Raw genomic sequence first — 9,942 nt, forward strand, 5'->3', positions numbered from 1 at the left:
CCTGCGAAGACTGGGATCTATGGCAGCGCGTCGCACGCCTCGGCAAAAATTGGGTGATGGTCGACGAGCCGCTCGCTTTCCATCGGGCCAGCCCCAACGCGCTCAGCCGCAATTCGACGCAGATGCTGGCGGATGCGGGAATCGTGATCGCCCGCGGCTTTTCTCCTGATCCCAGGGTCAAACGCCCAGGATTAGCTCACGCCAATGGAGCGACCGAGGCGACCGGGCGAACCGCTTCGGAAGCACTCGCGTGGTTCGCGTTGTGGAACGCTGCATCGGATCGCGGCAGCGGCGGCAGTTCGATCAATCCGCAATCCCTGCGCGCGCTCCCGGCAGGACGTAAATGGGCGCGTGAGATCGCCAAGGTAGCCTTCGATGGCCTGATGGTGGGAAGCCTGTCGGTGCCAGCGCATTTGGCTGCCCGGTGGGACAGGTTTGGCGGCGCCCTGACCGCGTTGATCATCGAACTCGGCAAGGTCTGGGGCGATCCGGTCGCGGCTCGTCGCGTCCAGTATCATCTCGAGCAAATGCTTCTCGATGCCGACGATCTTGCCGCACCTCGCAGGCTGGCGCGGACACTCGGAATTCGCGTCGACGCTCGAAATCCAACCTCAACCGAGCTTCCGGAAGGAATCGATCAAATCTATGCCTACCTGATGATGGATGGCCGGATCGAAGCTGTCGTTCAGTTCGGCGTGCTCGGGAACGTGACAAGGCGTCATTGGATTGAACTCATCCTGAATTTGGCACCGCAAAAGGACGACGGTGCCGACACGTCAGAGACGCTTGCAGCCGAGGCACTGTCGACCACGGCGGAACGCCGGCCTGATCCGGACAGTCACTTCGGCAAACTCGCGCGATTGGCCTCGGAAGCGCGGGAACTGGTTCTGTCGAGCGCCGAAGCCACGCAGCCCCTTCCGGCGCCGCGCCGTTCACCGGCCTCGGATGGACACGACAAGGATCGTACGGCGTTCTGGAACAGCTATTTTGCGACAGAGGATCCCTGGAACTACACCTCGACCTACGAGCAGGAAAAATATGAGCGGCAGCTCGAAATTCTGCCTGCCGGCCCCATTGGACAGGCGCTTGAGCTGGCCTGCGCAGAGGGCCATTTCACGCGGCAGCTGGCGCCGCGAGTGGGTCATTTGACTGCAACTGATATCTCCGCGATAGCGGTTGAGCGGGCGCGCGCGCGATGCAGCGATCAACCGAATGTTGAATTCGGCGTACTGGATTTCATGGCGGACACGCTCCCGGGCGAGATGGATCTGATCTTCTGTTCGGAAGTGCTCTACTATCTCGATGATCTGGCCGAGTTGCAGCGCTTCACCAAAAAAGTCGCCGAGGCGTTGGCGCCTGGCGGCAGTTTCATCAGCGCACACGCATTCGTGCTTCGGGACAATCCCGAAAGGACGGGCTTCGACTGGAACACATTCGGTGGCCAAACGATCTCGGAGACGTTGACGGCGACAGAAGGCCTCGTCCTCGAGCAATCGATCCAGACCGAACTCTATCGCATAGATCGCTTCCGCCGCCTGTCACCGGGCCACATGGCGACGGAGCCGGTGATTGATCATGTGCCGGTCCGCGCATCCATCGGAATCGGGGTCGCGCGAAATATCGTCTGGGGCGGAGCGCGGGCCTTGCGCCGCGACGTCGCGCGTAGCGAGCGGCGGCAGCGTATCCCTGTCCTCATGTATCACGGCGTCGCCGATGAAGGTCCAGCCGCGCTCGCCCGTTTCCGGCTCACGCCCGCCGCATTCGCTGGCCAGATGGCATGGTTGCGGGCCAACGGCTTTCACGCGGTCATGTCCGAGCAACTGGAATGGTCCATCGCCAACCGTCAGCCTTTCGCTGGCCGCCCGGTGCTCATCACCTTCGATGACGGCTTTCAGAACTTTGCCGACCATGCCTGGCCGATCTTGCGCGCGCACGACCTGACCGCGGAAGTGTTCCTGGTGACGGACCTGGTGGGTGAAAGTGCAAAGTGGGACGCCGTCAGCGGTCCGCCGACGCGGCTTATGGACGCCGGAACGGTGCGACGTCTCGCTGCCGAAGGTGCATTCTTCGGAAGCCATCTGGCGACGCATCGCGCCATCGATGGTCTGTCGAGCTCTGACCTTGCGGCCGAGCTCCTGCGCTCTCGGATGTTCGTCGAACGGTGGACCAGTCGGCCAACCTCGGCGTTCGCGGCCCCCTTCTCCGTCACCGACCGGCGGCTTGGCAGGCTGGCCAGGGAGTGCGGCTATCGGATTGGCTTCGGCGGCAGACACGGGCCGGCGGACCTTGACAGCGATCCCATCGACCTTCCGCGCATCGAGATTCGTGGGGATCGCTCGCTCGACGACTTTGTTGCCACCGTCGAGGCCGTGCTCAATTGAACGGCGAACTTTGTCGGTGTCATTATTTCCGCTCACAGTGCGCAAGAGCGACGAGACGCTTCGCACCAGTATCGCACATGCCGCCCTAAGGCCCGAGACAGACGAAGGATTTCCATCCATTCGCATCGGGGCAGGATTTTGGTAAGCTGTCGCATCGCAACCGGGTGGAGCTGTCGTTCCTGTGGTCGACGATCGTCTTCTCGAACGCAAGATGACCGAGATCGAGCAAGCGCGAGCTTGGAGCCCGCGCGTTATGTCAAAATTCGAAATGCTTATCAGGAGCGGCGACGACCGCGCGCTGTATCGGGTCAATCCTCTGGCCTTCGCCCGCGAAGCAGTGTTTCTCTGGGGGACTCGCCGAAGAGCTGGCGATAGTTCGCTGCGAAGCGGCCAAGATGGGTGAGCCCAACCTCCATCGCGATGCTTGTGACACTCGAGCCTCTTGCTCCCCGGGCGGTGAGCAGTCGCCTGGCTTCATTGAGACGGAGCGCCCTGATGAATTCCAGCGGGCTTAGAGCAAAGGTGGTGCGAAAGGCGTACTCCAATTGACGGCGGCTGACGCCGATTTCCTTACACAACCGGATGATGGGGATGTCTTCGCGGATATGGGCGCGAATGAAAGCCTCGGCCGCCCATGCCTGCCTGAGATGACGGCTGGAGGACCGATCCAATCCTGCGTTGCTAGGCGCGCCAGCGAAGGCGTCAGCCATGCCTCGCAAATATTCCATCAACGCGATCGGAGTATGCTCCGGCAGAGCTGCACCGCTTGCGGCTGCTTCGAAGCGATCTGCCATCGCCTCCATTTGGCTTCGAAACATTTTCGCATCGGTGGTGGTGAGCTGAACGGCGTTTGGGTGGTCTGCAGCCCTAGCCAAGATCGTGCCAGCGGAAAGTGCCTGGATCTCTACCCAGATCGACATCGGGACAACGGCGCCTGTATAACTAAGGCCGGGCTGGACCGTTGCTGTTACGCTCGTGCCGGCGGGGATTGTCACGATCATGTCGTCTTTGAGCGGAATGCCGCAGATCGTTGAGTCCCGGGCCTGCTCTATGGCCACTATCGCCACGGAACCTGGGGCAAAGCCGCCGCTGGCGCGGAAGGCGCAGTTGAATTCGGCCAGATCGAGCGCCCACTTGCCGTGGGACCGGATTTGCCGGAGTCGCGACGGCAGTTGCCCTGGCGAAAGCCTGTCGACCTTCACAGGCAGCCCAGAGGCGGCATCGCCGAGCCCGCCTGGGCCGAGCTGTACGTCCCTGTGCGAAGGCGATGAAGGCCAGGTGCTCAAAAATACGTCCTTTGCGCAAAGTGGATAGCAGGATGATTGTATTAGCTGTAACTTAAATGCAAATTGCGCGAGATCAATCGGCGCAAAGTATCGCCGACTCACGGCCAATGGGGACTGTGGACGAAATAGATCTCTGGGTCAGCCGGATGCGCCGAGAACATCGAGCGCCTTTGCCATGATTATCGTGTGGCGCCGAGACCGGAAGGGCGTATTGCACAGGGTGTTGGTGTGTTAATCTGTCACGTTCCGCTGCATCGCGGCCGAATTGATCTAGCGCAAAGCGAGACTTCATCCAGTCTAAGATGCTGCATCGAATATGACTTGGTCGATGAAGCCGTCTCTTCGTCGCGATTGACGGTCTACGAGGAAGAGAAATGGGGGCTATCAAGAACAGGCTTTGTCGGTTATCGGGCCGTGCACGACAACTATAGCGACGATGGCTTCGTGAACAAACTCACTCAGCAGGGGCCGATGTTGGGGTTCACCTATCAATTCGCGGTCGCCCAATAGAGGATTGTTGTGAAGTGGCTGCGTCATGGCGGCCGTGAAGCAGAACGTGGTCCTGAAGCGTCGGCCTTCAGAGTGAGTGACGATGATATCTCAAAAGCATTTACCCCTAAGGGGAGAAGGGTGGGAGAGTATGAGTATCGATCGAGACTTCCCGGCTGAAGCCGGCACAACCAACAGAATAACGCGGCGCGATGCATTGATGGCCGGCACGGCGGCTGCCGTTTCGCGCTTTGCGGTTCCAGCCGGTCTATCAGGCGCGCTTGCCGGCCTTGCCGGTGTTCAGCCCGCGGCGGCTCAAGGGACACCTCCCAACATCGTCTACATCATCTCCGACGACCAGGGCTGGAAGGACGTTGGCTTCCACGGCTCGGACATCAAGACGCCAAACATCGACAAGCTGGCTGCCGAGGGCGCGCGGTTGGAACAGTTCTATGCCCAGCCGATGTGCACGCCCACCCGGGCGGCGCTGATGACGGGACGCTATCCGTTGCGCTATGGGCTGCAGATGGGTGTTATCCCGTCAGGCGGCGGCTACGGCCTAGCCACGGACGAATACATCTTGCCTCAGATGCTCAAGGACGCCGGCTACAAGACGGCGATGGTGGGCAAGTGGCATCTGGGTCACGCGAAGGCCGAATACTGGCCGCGCCAGCGGGGATTCGATTCGTTCTACGGCGCCCTGGTTGGCGAAATCGATCACTTCAAGCACGCTTCCCATGGCGTGATGGACTGGTATCGCAATAACAAGCCGCTAAAGGAGCCCGGATACGATAACACCCTGTTCGGCACGGAAGCCGCCAAGGTGATCGAAAAGCATGACGGGAAGGCGCCGCTATTCTTGTACCTGGCATTCACCGCGCCGCATTCGCCTTATCAGGCACCCGAAGAACATATCAAAAGATATGCTCATGTTGCCGACGACCAGCGCCGGCTCTACTCAGCCATGGTTTCCGCCATGGACGACGAGATCGGCCGGGTCGTTGCCGAGCTCGAGAAGAAGAAAATGCGCGACAATACGATCATCCTCTTCCAGAGCGACAATGGCGGTGTCCGAGATGCAATGTTTGCGGGTGAATCGAAGGTCGGCAACAGCCTACCGGCCGACAATGGGCCGTACCGCAGCGGCAAGGGCACGCTTTACGAGGGCGGCACCCGCGTCTGCGGCCTGGTGAACTGGCCGGGCAAGGTGAAGGCTGGCGACGTGAACGGCCTGATACATGTCACTGATATCTATCCGACACTTGCCGGACTTGCCGGGGCAAAACCGACCAAGAACAAGCCGCTCGATGGCATGGATGTTTGGGAAACCATTAGCGAAGCCAAGCCCTCGCCCCGCACCGAGATGGTCTACAATGTCGACCCGACCGGCGGCGCAATCCGCCAAGGCGATACGAAGCTCGTATGGGCAGCCGGTGTGTTGGAGCGGGTCGAACTGTTCGATCTTGCAGCCGACAAATCCGAAAAGACCAATCTGGCCGACAAGAATCCTGACAAGGTCAAGGAATTGAAAGGAAAAATCGTGGATATCGCCAAGCAAATGGCGCCGCCGCTGTTGATAGGAGAGGCGATCAAGCTGACCTTCGGCGCACCGCCCATTTCGGCTGATCCAGCCACGGCGTTCAATGAGCTTGGAGACTAAACGCGCAGGATCGAAGTCCGTAGCTGCCAAAACCATGGACGATGTCGCCACGGCTGTGCCACCTGGAGGGGATCTGGAGTCCGTACGCTCCGTTCCCGGGCGCAGCCCGCCATTTCCAAATATGGTGTGGGTGCCAGGCGGCGAATTCCTGATGGGCTCGAACAGCCACTATCCCGAGGAGGCGCCCGCGCACCGCGTCATGGTCGCCGGCTTCTGGATGGATCGCACGACCGTCACGAATGACGAGTTCAGGCGCTTTGTCGAGGCCAGCGGTTACGTTACGCTGGCCGAGCGTCCGGCAAATGCTGCGGACTATCCTGCGGCGGGCGCCGAGTCATTGGCGCCGGCTTCAGCGTTGTTCGTCAGGCCCACGCGCGGCATCGATCGCAGCAATCACTACAACTGGTGGGCCTACGTGCGCGGAGCGAATTGGCGGCATCCGCGCGGCCCGGCCAGCACCCTCAAGGGCCTTGAAACCCATCCAGTCGTCCATATCGCATACGAGGATGCGCAAGCCTATGCGGACTGGGCGGGAAAGGCGCTGCCGACCGAGGCCGAATGGGAGTTTGCCGCGCGCGGCGGACTGAACGGCTCGGAGTTCGTATGGGGCGACGAACTAACCCCGGGTGGCCAGCATATGGCCAACACGTACCAGGGTGAATTTCCATACCGAAATAGCTGCGAGGACGGCTACGAATGGACCGCGCCTGTCGGTTCATTCCCGGCAAACGGCTATGGACTCCACGACATGGCCGGCAACGTTTGGCAGTGGACCACGGACTGGTATCAGGAGCACCGCCGGATCGAGAGCCCATGCTGCACGATGACCAATCCGCGCGGCGGTGAGCGCGAGGCGAGCTATGATCCGCTGACGCCCGATATCACGATCCCACGCAAGGTCACCAAGGGCGGGTCTTTCTTGTGCGCTCCGAGCTATTGCCGCCGTTACCGACCGGCCGCTCGCATGGCGCAGCCCGTGGATACATCCACTTGCCACCTTGGGTTTCGCTGCATCGCTCGCCTGGAACGGTGACGTCTTGCACAGCAACATCGGTTTCTTCAAGGTAGGGGCAACGGCGGGCATAGATGTCGTTGCTTGCCGATTCTATCGGAAGGTCACAGCGCGATGCCACTCATGATTCGACGATTGGGAGCCTGGTATCTGGCACGCGCGGCGCGACGTCTCGGAGATTTGACTGCGATGTTCGTCCTGATTGCCAGGCCGCTCGTCTTTGGCATCGCCCTCTTGCTGGCTGGTCAGGCAGAGGCGCAGGCGCCGGCGACCGTGCCGCCTGAAAGGGTCAAGCAGCTGTTCGAGCTTCTCGACGATCCGTCCGTGAAGGCCTGGGTGGTCGAGCAGCGAAAACAGGACGCCGGGCCAACCGAAGCGCCTGCCAAGGCTGGAGCTTCGCCGGCCGACGCATCGTCCGATGCCGTGGCCGCACCAGGCCAGATGAATACGATGGCATCCTCGACGCTCGATCGGATCAAGCATCATATCGAAAGAATCGTACAAACTTTGCCCTTGCTGCCGGGCCAGTTCGCGCATGTTCGGGCAAAGACCATGGAGGATATGTCCGGCAAGAGGCCTGCAGGCGTATTTCTGCTGATTGCGCTGTTCATCGCAGCCGGCCTGGCGCTCACTTGGGCAACGTACAAGTTGACCCGCCCATTCCGCCTTTGGATTATCGCGCAACCGAAGAATACGCCCATGGGGCGAGCCAAGAAGATTGGTGGCCGCCTGCTTTATTCCAGCCTGCTGATCGTCTCGTTCGCACTGGGCAGCGCCGGCGCATTCATGTTGTTCGACTGGCCGACGCTCATCCGCGAGATTGTACTGACATTCCTGATTGCGGCGGTCGTTACATGGGGTGTGCGCATGTACGTCATGGCCACGCTCGTCCCTTCCTTCATGAAGGTCGAGAGCGCCGTCGAGGTTCGTGCTTTGCCGGTCCCCAACGAAGCGGCTGACCATTGGTCCTATTGGCTACCCCGGATCGTCGGCGTCTTCGCCTTCTTCGGCGCCGCGTTCCACCTCTTGCCGGGTCTCGGCATCGATCCGGACGGAATGATGGTCCTGTCGCTGGGCGCCGATTTCGTCCTGCTGTTGCTCTTTCTGTTTGCCGTTTGGCGCCGGCCAAGGAAGCGAGACGGGGCGCCCCAAAGCGGTCACACGGGAGCGACATGGCTATTGACTGCTTATTTCGTCGTTCTGTTCCTGGAGCGCATTGCCGGCTTTAACATAATCTTCTGGTTTACCTTGGCCGCATTCTTCCTGCCTTTGGCAATCGTGCTGACGCAGCGCGGGGTTAATTTCGTGCTGCGGCCGGGTTCGGAAGAGGCCGGCCGGCCGACGATCCCGGCGGTGACGATCGCTGTCATCGATCGCGGTATCAGGATGATTTTCATCCTGGCGGCGGCTTACCTTCTCGCGCGTGTCTGGGGCCTGGACATGCAATCCATGCAGGGCAGCGATACGACGACGATGTTCATATTGCGCGGCTTGATCAATGTCGTGGTCATTGCGCTTGCAGCCGATTTCGGCTGGTCGATCATCAAGGCTTTGATCGAACGAAAGCTGGGCATCGAAGTACCGCACCCTGTGATCAGCGAGGAGGAGGGCCCGATCCTCGATCCGCAGCAGGCGCGACTGCACACGCTGTTGCCGATCCTCCAGAACATTCTGCTCGCATCGATCATCGTGATGGCGGTGCTGATGATGCTCTCCTCGCTGGGTATCCAGATCGGCCCGCTGATCGCCGGCGCTGGCGTTGTCGGCGTTGCGGTGGGTTTTGGGGCGCAGACCGTCGTCAAGGACATCATTTCGGGCGTGTTCTTTCTGCTCGATGATGCGTTTCGTGTCGGCGAATATATTTCCTCGGGCAATTACAAGGGTACCGTGGAAAGCTTTTCGCTGCGCTCGGTGAAGCTGCGCCACCATCGCGGTCCGCTGTTCACGATACCTTTCGGTGAACTCGGGGCAGTCCAGAACCAGAGCCGTGACTGGGTTATCGACAAATTCAACATCACCGTTGGCTATGACACCGATATCGACTTCGCTCGCAAGCTGATCAAGCGGATCGGCCTCGAACTGGCGGAAGATCCCGAGTTCAAAAACTGGGTGCTCGACCCGATCAAGATGCAAGGCGTGCAGGAGTTCGGTGAGTACGGCATCGTATTGAGGGTCAAGGCGATGACCAGACCGGGAGGCGCCTTCGGTATGAAACGCAAATTCTATGTGCGGCTGCGCCAGGTCTTCAAGGAGCAGGGCATCGAGCTCCCATTCCCGACCGTTCACGTCGAGGGGCTGCAGACCCCGCATGAGGCACAGAATGCGCCGTTGGAGATCACACCCGCGTTAAAAATGGCCGCCGCGCAATCGCACACTATTCGTCGCAGAAAAAAAGCTGGCGCAACGGAATAGGCAAGAGCGCCGTCACCGGACCGACTGGAACGGAAACTGATAAGGGTCGATCCAGAAAGAATGGTAAATCGATGGGCCGCGCCGGCGCTCTGCGCAAAACGGCTATTGAGGCTGGATTCTCCAAACCCCTTTTGCTAGCCAGACAGGATGAGCAACCGATTGCCGCCCGCGTGGGCAAAGCACCTCAAGACCCAACCCTCGCCGAAGGCGGCATCACCGAAGGCTGCGCCATACAAAGCGCAGTCCAAGGCAGGCCCCGACCGCAGCCACGCCGACGACTTGCTTTTACGGCAGGCGCTCGAGTTGCAGCAGGCCCAACGTCTGTCCGAGGCCGAGGAACTGTGCCTCAGGGTCCTGGCTCGCACGCCCAACCATCCGCTGGCCCTGTATATCCTGGGAACGCTCGGGCTCGATTTCGACAACGAAAAGTCACTGCGGTATTTCGCTCGGGCGGTGGCAGAGGATCCGCAGAATCCTTACTACCATCTTAGCCTCGGCGAGACCTATTTGAAGGTCAGCGAATTTACGCCGGCGATCAAGCACTTTCAGTACGCCCTGGACTTGAAGCCGGATCTGGTGGAAGCGCTTTGCGCCTTGGGCGATGCCTACAATGCGTTTGACAAGTGGGAGATGGCGCTGCCGCTCTTTGAGAAGGCGCTCAGGATCGACCGAGATCATCCCGTAGCCCGGTTGGGGTTGCCC

7 protein-coding genes are annotated in these 9,942 nt (G+C 60.5%); 6 read left to right on the forward strand and 1 reads right to left on the reverse strand.

The window, feature by feature from the left end:
* The coding region (locus tag EOA36_RS16540; RefSeq protein ID WP_127278542.1) for an SAM-dependent methyltransferase at positions 1 to 2,381 on the forward strand (2,381 nt) is incomplete at its 5' end.
* Between the two features lie 308 nt (positions 2,382 to 2,689).
* Here EOA36_RS16540 and EOA36_RS38930 read toward each other — a convergent pair.
* Entirely contained in the window at positions 2,690 to 3,382 is a 693-nt protein-coding gene (locus tag EOA36_RS38930; RefSeq protein ID WP_335930822.1) for an AraC family transcriptional regulator, read from the reverse strand.
* Between the two features lie 606 nt (positions 3,383 to 3,988).
* On the opposite strand from EOA36_RS38930, the gene EOA36_RS16555 reads away from it, so the two are divergent.
* The 5 genes from EOA36_RS16555 to EOA36_RS16575 form a co-directional block, all read left to right on the forward strand.
* Positions 3,989 to 4,177, forward strand: coding sequence for a hypothetical protein (locus EOA36_RS16555; RefSeq protein ID WP_127278545.1), 189 nt, complete (start codon positions 3,989 to 3,991; stop codon positions 4,175 to 4,177).
* Between the two features lie 199 nt (positions 4,178 to 4,376).
* The gene (locus EOA36_RS16560) at positions 4,377 to 5,816 is read left to right on the forward strand and encodes an arylsulfatase (protein ID WP_245464379.1); all 1,440 of its coding nucleotides are present in this window, start codon (positions 4,377 to 4,379) and stop codon (positions 5,814 to 5,816) included.
* 121 nt (positions 5,817 to 5,937) lie between these two features.
* Positions 5,938 to 6,849, forward strand: coding sequence for a formylglycine-generating enzyme family protein (locus EOA36_RS16565; protein WP_127278549.1), 912 nt, complete (start codon positions 5,938 to 5,940; stop codon positions 6,847 to 6,849).
* 168 nt (positions 6,850 to 7,017) lie between these two features.
* Positions 7,018 to 9,240 (forward strand): mechanosensitive ion channel family protein, encoded by a 2,223-nt coding sequence (locus EOA36_RS16570; protein WP_127278546.1) that lies wholly within the window; start codon positions 7,018 to 7,020, stop codon positions 9,238 to 9,240.
* 147 nt (positions 9,241 to 9,387) lie between these two features.
* Positions 9,388 to 9,942 (forward strand): tetratricopeptide repeat protein (locus EOA36_RS16575; RefSeq protein WP_127278547.1); only part of this gene is annotated, 555 nt, incomplete at its 3' end.

Source organism: Mesorhizobium sp. M8A.F.Ca.ET.021.01.1.1 (assembly GCF_003998025.1).
Classification (GTDB): domain Bacteria; phylum Pseudomonadota; class Alphaproteobacteria; order Rhizobiales; family Rhizobiaceae; genus Mesorhizobium.